General features: G+C 52.2%; 11 protein-coding genes. 6 read left to right on the top strand and 5 right to left on the bottom strand.

The features are described 5' to 3' along the window. The first annotated feature begins 9 nt into the window (after positions 1-9). The 4 genes from BM091_RS04905 to BM091_RS04890 all read left to right on the top strand — a co-directional run bounded on the left by BM091_RS04905 (position 10) and on the right by BM091_RS04890 (position 7097). On the top strand, positions 10-867 hold the full coding sequence (locus BM091_RS04905) for a CoB--CoM heterodisulfide reductase iron-sulfur subunit B family protein (RefSeq protein WP_245735263.1): 858 nt from the start codon (positions 10-12) through the stop codon (positions 865-867). A gap of 5 nt (positions 868-872) precedes the next feature. Next, positions 873-5357, top strand: coding sequence for an FAD-dependent oxidoreductase (locus BM091_RS04900; RefSeq protein WP_093393920.1), 4485 nt, complete (start codon positions 873-875; stop codon positions 5355-5357). After that, positions 5354-6355, top strand: a complete 1002-nt coding sequence (locus tag BM091_RS04895) for a radical SAM protein (protein ID WP_177193526.1) — start codon at positions 5354-5356, stop codon at positions 6353-6355. Before BM091_RS04900 ends, BM091_RS04895 begins: the two co-directional genes overlap by 4 nt. A gap of 130 nt (positions 6356-6485) precedes the next feature. Continuing rightward, positions 6486-7097 carry a zinc metalloprotease gene (locus BM091_RS04890; protein WP_143083098.1) on the top strand — a complete coding sequence of 204 codons (612 nt, stop codon included), beginning with the start codon at positions 6486-6488 and terminating at the stop codon, positions 7095-7097. A gap of 4 nt (positions 7098-7101) precedes the next feature. Here BM091_RS04890 and BM091_RS04885 read toward each other — a convergent pair whose 3' ends face one another. Together BM091_RS04885 and tsaA are read right to left on the bottom strand one after the other, a co-directional pair. Next, on the bottom strand, positions 7102-8286 hold the full coding sequence (locus tag BM091_RS04885) for a PD-(D/E)XK nuclease family protein (RefSeq protein ID WP_177193525.1): 1185 nt from the start codon (positions 8284-8286) through the stop codon (positions 7102-7104). Between the two features lie 113 nt (positions 8287-8399). Further along, positions 8400-8933, bottom strand: a complete 534-nt coding sequence (tsaA, locus tag BM091_RS04880; protein WP_093393914.1) for a tRNA (N6-threonylcarbamoyladenosine(37)-N6)-methyltransferase TrmO — start codon at positions 8931-8933, stop codon at positions 8400-8402. A gap of 269 nt (positions 8934-9202) precedes the next feature. On the opposite strand from tsaA, the gene BM091_RS04875 reads away from it, so the two are divergent. After that, positions 9203-10705: a sensor histidine kinase gene (locus BM091_RS04875; protein WP_093393912.1), complete on the top strand. Its 1503-nt coding sequence runs from the start codon at positions 9203-9205 to the stop codon at positions 10703-10705. After that, complete coding sequence (locus BM091_RS04870; protein WP_093393911.1) at positions 10690-12105, top strand: sigma-54-dependent transcriptional regulator; 1416 nt, start codon at positions 10690-10692, stop codon at positions 12103-12105. Before BM091_RS04875 ends, BM091_RS04870 begins: the two co-directional genes overlap by 16 nt. Before the next feature lie 36 nt (positions 12106-12141). On the opposite strand, the gene BM091_RS04865 is transcribed toward BM091_RS04870, so the two are convergent. Genes BM091_RS04865 through BM091_RS04855 form a run of 3 tightly spaced genes read right to left on the bottom strand, consistent with a single transcriptional unit; the run spans position 12142 to position 17152 of the window. After that, a complete protein-coding gene (locus BM091_RS04865) occupies positions 12142-13101 on the bottom strand; it encodes a universal stress protein (RefSeq protein WP_093393909.1) in 960 nt (319 codons plus the stop codon). A gap of 25 nt (positions 13102-13126) precedes the next feature. Beyond that, positions 13127-15832, bottom strand: coding sequence for a bifunctional acetate--CoA ligase family protein/GNAT family N-acetyltransferase (locus BM091_RS04860; protein WP_093393908.1), 2706 nt, complete (start codon positions 15830-15832; stop codon positions 13127-13129). 33 nt (positions 15833-15865) lie between these two features. Next, a complete protein-coding gene (locus BM091_RS04855; RefSeq protein WP_093393906.1) occupies positions 15866-17152 on the bottom strand; it encodes a GAF domain-containing sensor histidine kinase in 1287 nt (428 codons plus the stop codon). Between the last annotated feature and the right edge of the window lie 21 nt (positions 17153-17173).

The raw sequence follows: 17173 nt of genomic DNA, 5'->3' as shown, positions 1-17173 counted from the left end.
AGTCAGGAATTGATCAGAAGCCTGAGCTTTTATCCGGGCTGCTCTCTGGAGGGAACGGCCAGAGATTACCGAAAATCCATCGAAAAGGCTTTCCGTCACCTCGGTATAAGTCTGGAAGAACTCGAAAACTGGACCTGCTGTGGAGCAAGTGCCGCACACAGCCTTGACAGAGAGCTTGCTTTCAGGCTTTCGGCCTTCAACCTGGTCATTGCCGAAAAAGCGGGGCGTGATCTTCTGGTACCCTGTGCACTCTGTTTTCACAATCTAAAATCGGCGGAGAAGAAGATCCTTGGTTCCGAAGATCTTGCAAAGCATTACGGCTATTCGGGTTCCATCAGGGTTTACGACATCGCATCTTTCCTGGCACTTCCCGAAGTTCTTGAAAAAATAAGAAGGCTGGTAACCAGACCTATCAAAGGACTCAGGGCCGTCTGTTATTACGGTTGCCTGACAGCCCGCCCTCCCTCAATTACGGATTGCCCCGAACCGGAAAACCCATCGTCTCTCGAAAGAGTTCTATCCGTTCTGGAGGCCGAACCTGTGGAGTGGCCTCAAAAAACCGACTGTTGCGGTGCAGGCCACGCCGTTCCCAGGCCGGAACTGGTAGAAACGCTGGTGAAGCACCTCTACGATGCCGCAGTTGCGTGGGGGGCGGATTGCATTGTGGTGTCCTGCCAGATGTGTCAGGCAAACCTGGACATGTTTCAGGAAAATCTGACGCGCAAATCGGCATTGTCGCATCCTATTCCCGTACTTTACGTAACAGAGCTGATAAACCTCGCTTCTGGAGAAAAAGAGGAAGCCGACTTTAAGGGCCACTTTGTGGATCCATCGCCTTTAATCAGCCGCATTTTCTCCGGGAGGTAGTTCCTATGGCCGAAGAGAGGGTCAGGGTGGCCGTTATAGGCGGTGGGATTGCCGGCATTCAGGCCGCCCTTGATCTGGCCGAAGCGGGTTATCACGTCTATCTGATAGAACGGGACATAAGTATAGGCGGCAATATGGCCCGCCTGGATAAGACATTCCCTACCAACGATTGTTCTACCTGTATGCTTTCTCCAAAGCTTCTGGAGGTAGGAGCTCATCCCAATGTGGAAATCCTCACGCGGTGTGAGGTTATCCGGCTGGAAGGTAAACCCGGCAATTTCACCCTTACGGTAAGGAAATATCCCCGCTTTGTCCTTGAGGACCGTTGTACCGCCTGTGGAGAATGCTCAAAGGTGTGCCCGGTAGAGCTACCCGCCGATTTCAACCTGGGGCTAAACAGCCGCAGAGCCATATACCGACATTATCCCCAGGCCGTACCTTCCGCCTTTGCCATAGATAAGGCCGGAATTGCACCGTGCAGAGCCGCATGCCCTGCCGGGATCAGCGTGCAGGGATACTTGGCACTTATCGGAAAAAGGCGCTACGAGGAGGCTCTGAGGCTCATAAAAAAAGACAACCCCTTTGCGGCCGTATGCGGCAGGGTGTGTCACCATCCCTGCGAAAAGGCCTGCTATAGAGGTGAAGTGGACGAACCCATAGCGATAGAAGCCCTTAAAAGGTTCGTGGCGGACCTCGACCTTTTTTCGGAAAACCCTTACATTCCGGAACGGAAGTCTGACAGAAAAGAACGTGTTGCCATAATCGGAAGCGGTCCGGCGGGCCTTACTGCAGCCTATTATCTCGCCGTCGAAGGCTACAGGGTTTCGGTTTTTGAGGCCATGGATCGACCCGGTGGTCTTATGACCTACGGTATCCCCGGTTTCCGACTGCCCCGCAGGGTGGTGGAAAAGGAAATTGAAATCATAATGAAACTCGGCATTGATTTACAGACGGGCAAAGTTTGGGGGAAGGATTTTACCATCGGGTCACTAAAAGAAAAAGGGTTCGACGCCGTTATCATTGCAACAGGTGCCCAGAAGCCTTTGAACCTCAACGTTCCGGGGGAAAATCTCAAGGGCGTAATCCCGGCAATAGGTTTTCTCCGTGTTTTTCACCGCCTTGAAGGAAAGATTGACTTCGACCCAGGAAAGCGAGTTGCCGTTATCGGTGGCGGAAACGTTGCCTTTGACGTAGCAAGAGTTGCCAGGCGTCTCGGAGCTTCGGAAGTCACCGTACTCTATCGGCGAAGCGAGGCGGAGCTTCCGGCCACGCCGGAAGAGGTTACCAATGCACTGGAAGAAGGCGTCTCGATAAGGTACCTTACGGGAATAGTGGGGATAGAAGGTCATAACGGTAAAGTTTCCGGAGTCAGGTGTATAAAAATGTCCCTTGGGCCGCCCGATGAAAGCGGCCGGAGAAGGCCGATACCGGTTGAAGGAGAATTTTTTACGGTACCGGCCGACACCGTCTTCGTGGCCATAGGGCAACGTACCGACACGAGCCCTTTTGAACTGGAGTCACCCGAATATCGGCCCGCTTTGTCTCGCTGGGGAACCGTCATAGTCGATCCTATCACTTACGAGACTTCCGTTCCCGGCGTGTTTGCAGCAGGTGATGTGGTTCTCGGGCCTTCATCGGTCGTTCAGGCTGTGGGAACCGGGAAGGAAGCGGCCGTATCGGTCGATCGGTTTATCAGAGGAGTTGATCTCAGGGCCGGGAGAAAACGCAACCTTTCGGTTGCAGAAAAACCCTCATCGGCAAGAATTCCAGGGTCTTCAACAACGAAGAGGCTGGTACTGCCCCGTATCCCTGCCGGCGAGAGGATCAAGGGGTTCGATGAGGTGACGGGTTCTCCATCCGAGACTGATGTTCTTGCAGAAGCCGGTCGCTGTCTGAATTGTGGAATATGCAGTGAATGTCACAGATGCGAAGATGTTTGTCTTGCCGGAGCCGTCGATCCGGACATGGCCGTTGAAGAAAGGAAGCTCTCCGTCGGAGGCATTGTGGTCGCTACAGGTTATAAGACCTTTGATGCATCCGTAAAACCGGAATACGGCTACGGTCGCTATGCAAATGTGGTCACAAGCCTTGAATACGAACGACTGCTTGCGGCTTCCGGTCCGACGGGCGGGCAGATAGTTCGACCCGGAGACGGAAAAGCCCCCAGGCGTATAGCCTGGATTCAGTGTGTGGGATCCCGGGATAGGGCAATCGGCCGCGAATATTGCTCGGCCGTATGCTGTATGTACGCAATAAAGCAGGCGCTTATTACAAAAGAACACCATCCCGAAGTGGAAACTGCGATATTTTTTATAGACATCCGCGCTGTGGGCAAGGGATTTGAAAGTTACTACGAGCGAGCTCGTGGGCAGGGGGTCCGGTTCATAAGAAGTGCAGTGTCGAGGATCATTGAAACCCCCGAAGACCGATGCCTGGAAATCACCTACGCGGACGACACCGAAAATCCGGCCAATCCTTCCGTGAAGACAGAAAAATTCGACCTGGTGGTCCTATCCGTTGGGCTCGAACCCAATCATAAAGATTCAGGCAGCCGCCTGGATCTTCCTCTTGACGGTTATGGTTTCGTGAACACAGATCCTTTAAGCCCCACCACCCTTCCGGAATTTCCCGGAGTAACCGTTTGCGGAGTTTCCGAAGCACCCAAAGACATTCCGGAATCGGTCGTTCAGGCATCTTCGGCCGCCGGCGGCCTCATGGAACTTCTTGGCGCACCGGCCGTCGATTATAGTGAAGAAGGGGGAACACTCTTTTCTTCAATACCTCTAGACCCCCCCAGAATAGGCGTTTTTATATGCCACTGCGGCACCAACATAGCGGGGGTTGTGGACGTAAAGGCCGTTGCGGAATACGCAGGAAGGCTTCCCGGAGTTGTCCACGCAACAGATCTGCTCTTTGCCTGTGCGGGTGACGGAACCCGTCATATTGCCGAAACCATAGCCCGGAAGGCCATCAACCGTGTTGTGGTTGCTTCCTGTTCCCCCAGAACCCACGAACCGCTGTTTCAAAAGGCTCTGGCATCGGCGGGGTTAAACCCCTACCTTCTCGAAATGGCCAACATACGGGATCAGTGTTCATGGGTTCACTCTGACGATCCGGGGGGCGCAACCAGAAAGGCCATGGACCTCGTCAGAATGGCCGTTGCGAAGACACATTACCTCGAACCCATAAGGGAAATACGCATACCCATAGCGCAGAAGGTTCTCGTGGTAGGGGGCGGGCCGTCAGGGATGACGGCCGCACTGGCGGTCGCTAAGGCCGGTTTTGAAGTCGTGCTGGTGGAAGAAAAGTCCCATCTCGGCGGATATGCCGTTGACAGACTATTCTTCCATCCCTCGGGTATTTCAATAAGAGATGTGTTAAAGCGGCTTGAGGAGGAAGTAACGGGCCATGAGAAGATAACCCTTTGTCTTTCAACCCGGGTTCTGAGGTCCGAGGGGCACCCGGGCCGTTTTCTTACGACTCTGGGGAAAGTTGACGATTCCGGAAAGGTTTACGAAAGGATTACCGTTGAACACGGAGCCGTCATCATCGCCACAGGGGCAAGAGAATACGAAGGCTCTGAGTATCTGAGAGGAACTCACCCGGGCGTTGTAACTCAGGGAGAATTTCAGAGAATGCTGTTCGAGGAAGACCAAGAGGTTCTTAACGAAATTAAGCATATAGTGATGATTCAGTGTGTGGGCTCAAGGGATGAGGCGCATCCCTATTGCAGTCGAGTTTGCTGTACAACGGCGGTTTCCAATGCGCTGAGATTTAAGGAAATCTGCCCCAATGTCCATGTGTCGATACTCTACCGGGACATCCGAACCTTTGGTATGCGTGAGCTTGTCTATTTAAAAGCCCGGGAGAAAGGTGTGCGGTTTTTCAGGTATGACCTCCACAATGGAAAACCCGAGGTCGTCCCCGGCGAAAAGGGATTGAAGGTCAGAGTCTTTGATGAGTCTCTGGGAGAGAATATAGAGCTAATGGCCGATCTGGTGGTGCTCAGTACAGGAATTGAACCCCTTGAGTCAAACAGGGAGATGGCTTCACTTTTTAAGGTTGGTCTGGATCAGGACGGTTTTTTTCTTGAGGCCCATCCCAAGCTCCGCCCTGTGGATACGGCCACAACGGGAATCTATGTTGCCGGGACCGCCCAGGGGCCCAAGTTTCTTGAGGAATGCACTGACCAGGCAAAGGCTTCGGCCGCAAAGGCCGTGGTATTCCTTAACCGGCGCTACCTTATCACGGGCGGTAGGATTGCCGTTGTCGATCCCAAAAGGTGCAGTCGTTGCCTTACATGCGTGAGGGTTTGCCCTTACGGGGCGCCTTCCATAAGGGCTAACGGTACTTATTCGGCACAAATAGATCCTGCCATCTGTCAGGGATGCGGAATTTGCTCTGCGGAATGCCCGGCCAAAGCGATAGACCTCAGATGTTTTACCGACTTACAGATAAAGGCCAAGATATCGGCAATGGCGGCGGCATGAAGATTCCGGAGTTTCTTAAAAGGTGGCGAATCCCCCGCCTTGACTGGATTCAGATCGAAATTTCGTCGGTTTGTACGGCCTCCTGTGTATACTGCCCCAGGACGGTTTTCGGGAAAAACTGGAAAAGAGGTCTAATGTCCCCCAGGGTCTTTGGTTCCGTTGCCGGAGCCTTTAAATACACCGGTTTCGTTCACCTTCAGGGGTGGGGAGAGCCGCTGCTCCATCCCATGTTTTTTGATTTTGTCCGTGAGGCCAGAAAGGCAGGGTGCACAGTGGGCACGACCACTTCAGGTCAGACGCTTTCTTCCGATCGGGCGAAGAAGTTTGTTGAAGAAGGCCCTGATGTGATGGCCTTTTCTGTAGCGGGTTGTTCAGAAATCAACGATATCTACCGTAAAGGAACTTCCTTTTCTAAAGTGATGAAAAGCATTGAGGCGATCTCAGGGGAGAAAGAAAGGCTCGGACGGAGATACCCCGTCCTTCACATAGCCTACATGCTTCTCATGTCCGCCTTAGATGAACTCAGGCGTATAGGTCCGGTCTTCGGGGCAACGGGGGTTCAGGAAGTTGTCATAAGCACGCTCAATTATGTACCTCATCCTTCTCTGAAGAATGAGTCCTTCTTTTACTGCGATACAGGCAAGCGGGAAAAAGCCAGAGAAATTCTAATGCAACTATTGGAGGAATCGGGTTCCGGCGGCATCCCGAGAATCGCCGTGAATTTTCCTCCTTTCAACAAAGGACGGGGTTGTCTGGAAAAGGCCACTCGAAGTGTGTTCGTATCCCATGAAGGATCCGTACATCCATGTGTTTATCTTGGTATCCCGCTGAAAAACCCTGCCGGAGACGAAGCTGCCAATGTGGTCAGCTTTGGAAACCTGGAATACGAAGACTTATCCGAAATATGGCATCGCCCATCCTATAGAGAATGGAGAAAAAACCTTGAAAAGATCAGGCAACACGATCTGTGCAGGGATTGTGGAAGATTTTGCCCTTGAGCCTTCCAGGCTACATCTGTAGTATCCTGAACTCGATATTAACGGATATCGTCAAATCATCAATCCTGTAAAGTTTACTTTTGGGTTTGCCCGGTGATGTTCCCGGCACGATAACTGAAAGGATTTGTGCATGGAGTGGATGATTTCGGGGCTGAAGGATCTGGATTCCTGGCTTGGATGGGCCGTATCGGTTGCTGTTGCCTGTGGTATTCACGGAATTGCCCAGTTTTTTTCGGTGCTATTACTTGTACCCCCTCACAAGCAGGACAAAAACCGCGAAGGGTTCCCTCAACCATTTCAGTTTATAGATCCGCTGGGCATACCCATGTTCCTACTCACCGGGTGGTCCTGGACCCGACCTTACCCACTTCCGGACATAACCTTCGAAAAGCCCTTTCTTTATACGGTGATTTTCTATATTGCCGGTTCGGTGGGAAATGTGGCCCTTGCCGGGATTATCTCAACTCTCTACGTGCTTTTGCTGCCCTCAACGGTCTTCAATCTGGCGATGAAGATTAACCTTTACGTGGCCGTTGCCAACATAACAATCCCGATCCCTCCGTTCAGTCTGGGGAGAGGAATCTTTGCCGGTTTTCAATACGACTTCGGCAGGCGGGCGGAATTAACTGCAATGGTTCTGTTTACCCTTTACACAGCCTGGTGCTACAAGGCGGGTTCATATTTCGGATTTGAGTACGTCTGGAGAATCGGTGATTATCTACTGGATATGCTTATAGGATAGTGCGTTACTCGGAACCCTGTGACCCTGCAATGGCAGCGCCGGCATCCTCCGCAAAGCTGTAGACTTCAATTCCCAGCCGTTCGGCCACTTCTTTAGCTTTTTTGTCAACCATCGGAGAGATAACGATCAATTTACGGGCTTTACGGTTGTGGCGTTTTTCGTAAAAGCGGGCCTTTCTTTCAAAGAGGTACATGTCCGCTTTGCTCATGGATGATTTAATCTCACCAATTATCAGGATCCCGTCTTTGATGATAAGATCAAGCTCCACCTGCTCTGGCCTTCCAAAGACCTCACCCGTATCGTCATACTCGGTAACGCTAATAACCTCTACATTAAAAAACTCTTCCAAGATGCCCTTGAGAGCGTTTCGGAACGATTGTTCCGTATAAAGCCCCCACCGTGCTCCTAAAGCTCCGATGGTCGATTCGAACCTTCGGTCCGATGCCTCAAGCCGTTTCAAAATCTGGCGAATTACCTGCTGGTTCTCTTCCCAGCGTCTATCCGACTCCTCCTTTAATTCTCTGAGTGCACGCTTATACTCCTCCCAACGCCTCTCCGACTCCTCCTTTAACTCCCTCAGCTCACGCTTATACTCCTCCCACCTCCTATCCGACTCCTCCTTTAACTCCCTAAGTGCACGCTGATTCTCCTCCCAGCGCCTATCCGACTCCTCTTTTAACTCCCTCAGTTCACGCTTATACTCCTCCCACCGCCTCTCCGACTCCTCCTTGAACTCCCTCAGCTCACGCTTATACTCCTCCCACCGCCTCTCCGACTCCTCCTTTAACTCCCTAAGTGCGCGTTGATTTTCCTCCCACCTCCTATCCGACTCCTCCTTTAACTCCCTGAATGCACGCTGATTCTCCTCCCAGCGCCTATCCGATTCCTCTTTTAACTCCCTCAGTTCACGCTTATACTCCTCCCAGCGCCTCTCCGACTCCTCTTTCATCTCCCTGAGAACGCGCTGATTCTCCTCCCACCTCCTGCTTTGTTCCTCCCACCTACGACTTTGCTCTTCACGATCACGGCGCAGTTCCTCAAGCAGACGGTCAAAACGGCTCTCGGTTTCCTTCTTATCCGCAAAATGCCTGCCGGAAAGGCGCAATATAAGCTCCTGCACCTCCGGGTCCTTCTCAATGATACGCGGCAGTTCCTGCATTATGATCTGCTTCACCTGCTCGTTATTCATCGTCAACCTCTGGGATAGATTTCTTTCCTAATCTTTTTGCCGTTAAATCTATCCTATTATTAGCCGGAGCTTCAAGTAAATGTTTTAACTCAACCACTTTAATTTAAAGCACATCAATTACCGGCATCGGATTCGTCGACAAAACGATCGTCCGATCTTATACCGGATATCATGCCGGTTTTTCTTTCGAGCCACCCCACCCTTACGGGAGGCTCGGGAACGTCGAAAGCAGGTACGAAGGGCTTTATATCAATTAGGGGAGTTTCGTTCAGAATGTCCACGTTTTCAATGTATATTACGGGGCCACAAATGTCCAACAGCTTCACAACAGACAAGCCCACCGGGTTCGGCCGAACGGGCGCTCTTGTTGCAAACACACCCCGTTCCTCAGTATCAAGGAAGGGTTTCACCTTGAGCCGACATTGCCGAACTTTGTGAAAATGATAAAGAAGTATCAAATGAGAAAACCCGAGCAGATCCTGCATTCCATCAACGAAGGGTTCAAATACCTCCACGGTTCCCCTGACTCCCTTTGCCCCTGAAGGCTGTATGGGCATGTCTTCTAGCCTTTTAAAGGGACTTCTGATGATTCCGATAGGTCTGTATTCGAAGATCCACTCCAGCACTGCTTTACTTCCATCAGCCATTTTCACCCTCCACCCTTCACTCCGCATAAGGTTACGATAAGCGTATGGCTCCACCATTCAGTGCACGGCAAATCCGTTAATTCCAGTTTGCCTGAAAACCATTATAGTATAATCCGTTTGTAGCCGCAGAGCTCATCTTTTTTCCCGCCGGGTCCATAAGGATCCCAATTCATACAGGGAATCTTTGAATTGGAACGGGAAAAAGTGCGGCTTATAATTATCTGGACATAAGGCTCGGTGGACACAATGTAAAGTTACCGGGATGGATTATGAAGTTTGACCTTAGAACAAGGATATTGGGGCTTTTAATTCTGACCGTTGCAATCAGTTGCAGCGGCGCCGTCTTTACGCTCTGGTTTACCCACCAGGCCAAGCGTCTGGATTTACAGGGGGCTGCCGTAACAGAATCCCTGCTGACGCTGGAACATCTCATGGAATCTCTTATTATGCAAAAGGGATACCTTACTTACTACTTCCTCAGTGAAGACCCTTCCTGGCTGGAGATGCTCAGGAATTACGAAGAGGCCTTTCAGAAAGAGTTAAAAGACCTCCGGGTCCTTTTGGTCGGGATGAACAATTCCGTCGATGAAACCAACCTGGGTGTTCTTGAGGATTTGTCTCGCCTTGAGTCGATGTATGTCAGGTATTCATCCCGGAGAGATCAGGTACTTAACCTCTATCGTACCGGGAAGCGTGAAGAAGGAATGGCCCTTCACTGGCAGGTCAGAAAAGAATTTCACGAGATACTGGCTCACGCCAAGAAGATCCAGGATCGGCTGGAGGATAGGCTAACCGATGCAAGGAATCTCCAAAATGCCAGATTCCGGACTCTTACAACTCTTGCCTGGGGCGCCCTCCCTGCATCTATCATCATTGCCATTCTGCTCACCGTCGTTCTCTTCAGAAACCTTCTCGGACCCTTACGCCGTCTTGCTTATGAAGATACAAACATAGAAGCCAACATAACGGGAAGCGAGGAAATACAGGCTCTTCACAAGAAGCTAACATCTCTCATGGACAGTGTGACGGAAGTCAGCAGTAAGCTCGAAGAGAGCAGAGAACACCTTGCCCAGTCTGAAAAGATGGCTCTTGTGGGCAGGCTTGCCGCAGGGGTAGCCCACAGCATTCGGAACCCTCTAACGTCGGTAAAGATGAGGCTTTTTGCCCTGGAAAGAAGTCTTAAACTTACACCTACTCAGAAAGAGGATTTTGAAGTAATTTCTGAGGAGATTCGCCACATAGACACCATCGTGAGAAACTTTCTGGAGTTTGCAAGGCCTCCTCGCCTGACCATGCAGAAAATAAGCTTTTCGGACATTACCGACGGGACGCTCCAGCTCCTTCACCATCGCCTGGAATCTTACGGGGTGAGCGTCACCGTTCATCGCACAGCCCCTCTTCCGGAAACCCAGCTGGATCCGGACCGTCTGAAAGAGGCTCTGGTTAACATCATACTCAACGCCTGCGAAGCCATGGTGGACGGAGGCAACCTCGACATTTTCGAAGAAGTGGGAACGATGGAGCCTTACGGTCAGGTAATCCTTGTGAAAATTAGAGATACCGGCCCGGGGATTCCTCAGGAAATCCAGCACAGGATCTTCGAACCCTTCTTCAGCACCAAAGACGAAGGATCGGGCCTGGGATTAAGCATAGCCAAACGGGTGGTTGAAGACCACGGAGGCTGGATTCACGTTCATTCCAGCCCGGGTCATGGAGCTACCTTTGTTATCGGAATACCCCTTGGAGAGAGGGTTGCATGGCCGCGATTGTGATTATCGATGACGATCCACAGCTCAGAAGGAGTCTTGCTCGGCTTCTTGCCGACGACGGCCACGATGTGAAGGGCCTGGGAACGGGGGAAGCCGGGATTGAACACTTAAAAAGCCACCGGGCCGACCTGGTAATACTGGACCTGCGGCTTCCCGGAATGGACGGGATGGAAACCTTTCAGGCAATAAAGCGGATTGATCCAAAGTTACCCGTGATCATTATGACGGCCTACGGCACCACCGAAACCGCCATAGAAGCAACCAAACAGGGGGCCTTCGACTATGTTCTGAAGCCCTTTGAGGTCAAATCCTTTCTCAAGATAGTGGACGAGGCCCTGAGGGCCGGTAATTTCACAAGGAGCCGGATCACCTTTAACCCTGAAGAGGGTGAGGATGACGAAGCTTTCAGGAATGCTATAGTCGGTCGTAGCCCTGTGATGCAGGAAGTCTATAAAGCCATCGGGAGGGTCGCACCCACAGATGCTACCGTTCTCATCAGAGGAGAATCGGGAACGGGAAAGGAACTGGTCGCAAGAGCCATATATCAGCACAGCACCAGATCGGAAAAGCCCTTTATGGTTATAAACTGTGTGGCCATTCCGGAGACACTTCTAGAAAGTGAACTCTTCGGTTATGAGAAGGGAGCCTTTACAGGAGCCGTGAGCAGAAAGCTCGGCAAGGTCGAACAGGCCAGCGGCGGCACCATATTCCTCGACGAAATAGGCGACATGCCTCTATCCATACAGGCGAAAATATTGAGGCTTCTGCAGGAGAAAAAAATCGAGCGTCTAGGGGGAGGCAAACCTATACCTGTAGATGTAAGAATAATAGCGGCAACGAACAGAGATCTCGAAGCCGCAGTGTCCGAAGGAACCTTTCGAGACGATCTCTATTACAGGCTCAAAGTCGTTACCATAATGCTTCCACCTTTGAGAGACCGCAGAGAAGACATACCTCTTCTGGTCAACTACTTTCTTGCCCGCAGCTCCCGCGAGATGGGCATACCCAATCCGGGCATTACAGAGGAAGCCCTGCAATTTATGACCACTCTGGAATGGCCGGGCAACGTCAGAGAGCTTGAAAACACGGTGCGAAAGCTCCTCATATTCAACCGGGGCGTTCCCATAACGAAAGAAGAAGTACAGAAGACACTGGAAGAAACATCGTTCCTGCAATCGGGTCATTCCGACGATGAGGCCCTGATAAAATGGATACGCTTACAGCTGGCCTCATCACCCCGCAAAGAACACCTCTTCGAATATCTGCTGGATCGCACCGCAGAACTCATCATAAGAGAAGCATTGCAGATGACCGGGGGCAACAGATCGCAGGCGGCAAGGCTTCTCGGTTTGTCCCGGCCTGCGCTGTTGGGGAGAATGGAAAAGTACGGGATTCGATCCTGAGAAGCAAGGCCTGCTCGAGGCAGGCCTTGCCCCGTCTCATGCGCAGGAAACCACCCAGACGGCTTCCTGACGGGCCAGTTGCAGTACCTTATTGCTTACCCTTCCCAGTAAAAACTCCTCCACTTTAGAGATCCCTCGCCTTCCCACAACAATCGTCCCGTACTTCCTCATTCTGGCCTGATTGACGATCTCTTCGGCCCTGCTCGCAACATCGGTTACGACGGTTTGTGAGGAGCGTAGTCCGTAGGAGGCCAGAATTTCCACCACATCCTCCATAATTCGCTCGATCTGCCGGCGGGCCGTCTCCCTTTCTTGCTCCACCCAGTCAAACCACTCCGGAGGAAGCGCCGAAAGCGACATGTCCGTTATCGGAGGTACCACCGCCTGGCCCATGCCTCTTAAAATATGCACCACCTGAACATCATGATCCGAATTTTGAAAGATCCGACCCACGCAGTGGGCGATTCTGGTGGTCTCGGGCGAACCGTCAACGGCAATAACCACCCCCTTTTCCGGAGGGCCAAATCCGACAACGGCAACAGGAACCATGCTCAGCCTGCCTATAACCTTGGTAACGATGCTTCCAAGTATGAGGTCTTTAAGCCTGCTTTCTCCCCTGCGTCCCATCACGAGAACATCGTAGCCCTTTTGAGCCTCAAAAATGATATCCCTTGCCACCCCTACCTGACGGATCTCCGTTCTCACCTTTACAAGATCCCCGGAAAAACCGCTGTTGACGAGCTTCTGGCGATTTTCTTCCAGCTTCTTCTCCACCCTTTCTCTGTAGGCCTCCAGATAGGCCCTGACCTGATGCATCCTGTATCGGGCCAGTGGATTCTGCTGGAAGTCCCACAATATTTCGGGCAGAGGATTCGCAACATGGAAAAGTACCACCTCCGTGCCTTCTGCCGGGAAAACCGCACACAGGTAATCCACAATTCGATCGGTCCACTCGGATCCGTCCACCGCTGCAAGTATCCTTCTCTGCTGGCTCATCTCACAGCCCTCCCGTTAAAGGTAACTAATCCCTGAAATACTCCTCGGCGGGAAGATGGGTCTTATGCAGATCGATAATCACCTCACACTCGCCGAGATCCTTTGAAAACTTCGTCGTGAAGCCGAGCTTCTTGGCTAAAGCCAGCATGCCTCTGTTTTCCCTTAATACCGTTCCCCACACCTCCTTGATACCTCGTTTTTTGGCTATAACCAGACATCTGGAAAGCAACATGGCACCGACACCACGCCCCTGCCACGGATCTCCGACCAGGATTGAAAACTCCGCCCGCCTTCCGTCGGGATCGGATATAACGCGGGCAACACCCAGCATTCGTTCATCCGCCGAAGATGCATCCAGTGCAACCAGAGCGATCTCTCGGTCGTAGTCCACCTGAGTAAACCTCACGAGCATGTCTTCGGACAGTTCCTTCAAGGGCCTGAAGAAGCGGTAGTATATGCTCGTAGGCGAAAGCACATGGAAAAGCTCTACCAGAAGAGGCGCATCTTCGGGTCGAATGGGGCGTATAAAGATATCTATCCCACCGGAGGTGGTGCCTCTGGTTTCCCATTCTTCGGGATAGGGGCTGATGATGAGATGGTGGGGAGAGGTGACCGAAGCCGGCTGAAGGATAACCCTTGCGTCCACAACCACAGGTTTCCCCCCGACTATGAACACCGGATTCATGTCCACCTCGGAAATTTCCGGAAAATCGATCAGGAGCTGGGAAAATCGTATGAGCATTTCCTCAAGAGCTTCTATGTCCGCCGGGGGGAGGTTCCGGAATCCCGAAAGAATCCTGAAGACCTTCGTCTTTTCCATAAGTTCCCGGGCGAGACTCCTGTTAAGGGGAGGAAAAGTCACGGCTCTATCTCTTATTACTTCCGTGTAAATCCCTCCCATCCCGAAAAGAACCGCAGGGCCGAAAAGCGGGTCGTGCTTCGCCCCAACCAGAACCTCACATTCGGCTTTTTTGATCATCCTCTGGATACTTACACCTTCGATTCGTGCCGAGGGATTCCAGGACTTTGCCGAAGCCACTATTTCTTCGAAGAGGCGAACCACTTCTTCAGGAGACCTGACATCCACACGAACACCCTTTGCTTCCGTCTTATGAAGGATGTCGGGCGATGCGATCTTCATTACCACAGGAAAACCCAGTTGAACGGCAATGTGTCTGGCTTCATCGGCACTTCTCGCAAGGACGGTACGGTTTACGGGAATACCGTAGGCAGAAAGCAACTCTTTAGCCTCGACTTCACCCATTACGCCGTTTGATTCATTCACGGAGCCCTTTACGAGCTCTTCGGCCCTCTTACGGTCGAAGCTAAGCGCTCTGTTGAGCTTAGGAGGAATCTGCTGAATAACCTTTAACTGCACCTGCTGGCGATAGAGGTAGAGGAACGATTCGATCGCCCGTTCGGGAGTTTCATAGGTCGGTATGTTCGCCCTGTTCAGGATATCACGGCCCATCTGAACATTCTGCCCGCCCATCCACACCGCAAGAACCGGCTTTGCCGAATGCTTAACCTCCCGTGCTATAATCTCCGCAACCGCCGTAGGATCGGTCATGGCCTGGGGTGTCAGTATAACGAGAACTCCGTCAACCTCCGGAGCTCTGAGGCAGGTCTGTAAAGTTGCCAGATACCGTTCCGGAGAGGCATCTCCCAGAATGTCTATCGGGTTGTTGTGGCTCCATTGAGGCGGAAGGATTTCGTTCAATTTCTGGAGTGTTTCCGGTTCCAGCCTTACGGGCTCAAAACCCATGTCGGCCAGAGCATCGGCTGCCATAACTCCGGGGCCACCCGCATTGGTGATTATCGCCAAACCCGATCCCCTGGGTCTGGGTTGCTTGCCCAGAAGCTCGGCACAGTCAAAAAGCTCGCCGATGGTCCTCACCCTCAGGACCCCAGCACGCCAGAAGGCGGCATCGTAGAGTATGTCCTCACCGGCCATGGCACCGGTGTGAGAAGCGGCGGCTCGGGCTCCGGCAGGAGACTTCCCGGCCTTCAGAACGATTATGGGCTTCAAACGCGAAACCGACCGGCTCGCGCTCATGAACTTCCTCATATTGGGGATACTTTCCACATAGAGGAGAATGCTGGTCACCCGGGGAGTGTTCCCGAGGTAGTCAATAAGATCGGCAAAGTCCACATCGGCCATGGAACCTATGCTGACGAAGTGACTGAAGCCGAACCCTTCTGCCAGTGCCAGATCCAGAACGGCCGTGCAGATGGCGCCGCTCTGAGAAATGAAGGCCATACGCCCAGGCAAAGGAGTTGCGGCTGCAAAGCTTGCGTTGAGCTTGGCGTGAGGCACGATAATGCCGAGGCAGTTGGGCCCTATAATCCTTACCCGGTGCTTCCGAGCCTCCGCCAGGATCTTTTCTTCAAGTTTGCGACCTTCAGGCCCCGTTTCACGACCGCCTGCCGAAAGAATTACGGCACCGCCTACCCCCCTCTCACCGCACTCGCGAATGACTTCCGGAACCGATGCAATGGGAACGGCAACAACCACAAGATCAATCTTTTGATCAATTTCCGAGATACTCTTAAAGCATTGCCTGTCCCATACCCTGTCGTACTTGGGGTTAATCGGAAAAACCGGTCCGGGAAAACCCCCTTCAACCAGGTTTTTCATAACCGCCCATCCGACACTGCCTCTGTTGTTGCTCGCACCGATTACGGCAATGGATTCGGGATCGAATATGCGGTCGAGTCCGTAAATTCCCATGGTTCACCTCCGTTACTTTAAAGAAAGAGTCCTTTATCCGACGCAACAAGACAGATGACCCTGCTTTGCAATGCTCACGTGAAAAACACTTCCGGCTCCCGGCTTAGAATGCACCCACACCGAACCCCTGTGCCGCTCTGCCACCTCCCTGACGATGCTCAAACCAAGGCCCGACCCCGAAGGAGTCCTGTTAGACCCCGGCGAATAAATGGCATGAAAGGGCTTAAAAAGATCCTTATGGGCTTCTTCGGGAATTCCCTGGCCGTTGTCCTTTACCCAGAGCACATAATGCGTCGGCGTCTCATCACATCCCACTTCTATTAAGTCGGCGCCTCCGTGCTTAATGGCATTATGAATCAGGTTTCTCAAAACCCGGGTAATCATGATCCTGTCGGCGACGATGACGGGCAGACGACAGGCTATCTTTACCGACACCCCGAGCTTTTCGCAGATTTCCGACAGCTCTTCACAAACCTCCTGAACCACGGCCTCCAGCGCCACTTCTTCCAGTCTCATCGGCATTTCTCGGGTGTGCACCAGTGAATTTATCTGCTCCAGAAGCTCCATAGCAGCCTGGCAGGACTTCATAATCTGACTGCAATAAAACCTGGTCTTATCGTCAAAAGAGTCCTGACACCGGGCAAGCAACCTGCGGGCAAAGCCGTAGGCCGCTATGATGGGGCCTTTGAGATCGTGAGATATACTGGACGCAAAGAACTTTATAACCTCTTTCCTCTGATGAAGTTCCTCAACCTTTCTGCTAAGGTGTCCCATCAGACGACAGTGGCTCAGGGCCACGGCAATCTGCTGTCCCATTGCCATAAGAAGGTCAACACGATTCTGGTTAAGCCTTATGGACCTTCGTGCCCCGAGATTCATAACCCCTTCAAGACGCCCCGCCACCAACAGAGGCACGCAGATGACGATGCGAATTCCGCGGGATCGTAGAATTCTCGCCCTTTCGGAATCCCCGAGATCTTCCACGCGCTGTGCAAGAAAAGACTTCGTAAGGGCAGCCCTGCCGGTGAATCCCTCACCGAAACGGATCTGCTCCAGACCGGCTACGTCCATGCCCCGATGGGCTTTCAACTCAAGACAGGTCCTGTCGTCGGAAACGGCGTAAAGCCGACCCGTGTCCATACCGAAACGGGACATGACTATGTCCAGACACCCCTCCATCAACTCACAGACATCCTCCGTTTTCACCAGCCATGCACTCATCTCCATCAGGGCAGCAAGCTGACGGTTCCGCTTCGCCAGTCTTGAATGCGAAAAGGGGATGGTTATGTATTTTTCCGACCTGTTATCACCCTTTGCCATTTTAAACCTCTTGCAGTGGCT

It is taken from the genome of Thermodesulforhabdus norvegica (genome assembly GCF_900114975.1).
Taxonomy (GTDB): Bacteria; Desulfobacterota; Syntrophobacteria; order Syntrophobacterales; family Thermodesulforhabdaceae; genus Thermodesulforhabdus; species Thermodesulforhabdus norvegica.
Note: the sequence above shows the minus strand (reverse complement) of the source record. Positions and strands in the feature narration are given on the sequence as shown.

Bases quoted from the DNA above. Each gene is read 5' to 3' on its own strand.
- BM091_RS04865 (WP_093393909.1), bottom strand. From the start codon at position 13,101: ATGAGCCAGCAGAGAAGGATACTTGCAGCGGTGGACGGATCCGAGTGG.
- BM091_RS04855 (WP_093393906.1), bottom strand. From the start codon at position 17,152: ATGGCAAAGGGTGATAACAGGTCGGAAAAATACATAACCATCCCCTTT.
- BM091_RS04885 (WP_177193525.1), bottom strand. From the start codon at position 8,286: ATGAATAACGAGCAGGTGAAGCAGATCATAATGCAGGAACTGCCGCGT.
- BM091_RS04875 (WP_093393912.1), top strand. From the start codon at position 9,203: ATGAAGTTTGACCTTAGAACAAGGATATTGGGGCTTTTAATTCTGACC.
- BM091_RS04860 (WP_093393908.1), bottom strand. From the start codon at position 15,832: ATGGGAATTTACGGACTCGACCGCATATTCGATCCCGAATCCATTGCC.
- BM091_RS04870 (WP_093393911.1), top strand. From the start codon at position 10,690: ATGGCCGCGATTGTGATTATCGATGACGATCCACAGCTCAGAAGGAGT.
- BM091_RS04895 (WP_177193526.1), top strand. From the start codon at position 5,354: ATGAAGATTCCGGAGTTTCTTAAAAGGTGGCGAATCCCCCGCCTTGAC.
- BM091_RS04890 (WP_143083098.1), top strand. From the start codon at position 6,486: ATGGAGTGGATGATTTCGGGGCTGAAGGATCTGGATTCCTGGCTTGGA.
- BM091_RS04900 (WP_093393920.1), top strand. From the start codon at position 873: ATGGCCGAAGAGAGGGTCAGGGTGGCCGTTATAGGCGGTGGGATTGCC.
- tsaA (WP_093393914.1), bottom strand. From the start codon at position 8,933: ATGGCTGATGGAAGTAAAGCAGTGCTGGAGTGGATCTTCGAATACAGA.